The 788-nt window shown below is 68.8% G+C and carries 2 protein-coding genes; one reads left to right on the top strand and one right to left on the bottom strand.

Features of this window, described 5'->3' with window-relative positions; genetic code table 11:
- Positions 1-250, bottom strand: a 250-nt coding sequence (locus DBR34_RS21840; protein WP_219928308.1) for a LysE family transporter, incomplete at its 3' end; no start/stop codon positions are given.
- Positions 251-367: 117 nt separating this feature from the next.
- Between DBR34_RS21840 and DBR34_RS15630 the strand changes: the two genes are divergently transcribed.
- Positions 368-788: Lrp/AsnC family transcriptional regulator (locus tag DBR34_RS15630; protein ID WP_146186858.1), on the top strand; the 421-nt coding region annotated here is incomplete at its 3' end.

Genomic DNA, 788 nt, shown 5'->3' with positions numbered 1-788 from the left:
GCCACAGCAGGTATAGCGCGCCGGCCAGGGTGAGCGCGTGCAGCGCCACCGGGAAGCGGGCCAGCACCGCGCCAACGCCGGCCGCTACCAGCGCGATCATCAGCAGATGACCGGACAGCAGCCCGGCCACCGCCGGCACCACCACCCGCCCGCGCAACCCCGCCGCGATCACGTGCGCCCAGTCCGCGCCCGGGGTGAGCACCAGCAGGATCGACACCGCCCAGAAGGCGGCCACGGTAGTGGGTTGCATGGGGTCACGTGCGGTCGTGCCGCGATCTGCTGGCCAGACAGAAGAATATTCCCGCATCACTGGAATGTGCTTCCAATTAGTTGCCAAGTAGCACGCCACAGAGGGAAACTCTTGCGCATGGATGACACCGACCGCCGGATTCTTGCCGAGCTGCAGAAAGATGGGCGGCTCACCGTCACCGAGCTGGCCGAACGGATCGGCCTGAGCATCTCGCCGTGCCACCGCCGCGTGCGGGCGCTGGAACAGTCGGGCGCGATCCGGGGCTACCGCGCCGAGCTCGACCCCGCCGCGTTGGGACTGAAGTTCTCGACCCTGGTGTTCATCACCCTGCGCGACGGCGACCGGCGCGCAGTGGAAGCCTTCGAGCAGGCCGTGGCCGAGGTGCCGCAGGTACTGCAGGCGCAGCGCCTGTTCGGCGACCCGGACTACCTGCTGCATGTGGTCACCCGCGACCTGCCCGCCTTCCGCCTGCTCTACGACGAGCACCTGTCCGCGCTACCCGGCGTGCAGCGGCTGACCTCGACGCTGGTGATGAAAG

The sequence above is a fragment of the Stenotrophomonas sp. HMWF003 genome (genome assembly GCF_003061285.1).
Lineage (GTDB): Bacteria > Pseudomonadota > Gammaproteobacteria > Xanthomonadales > Xanthomonadaceae > Stenotrophomonas > Stenotrophomonas maltophilia_AP.
This window is presented reverse-complemented; position numbering and strand designations above follow the sequence as displayed.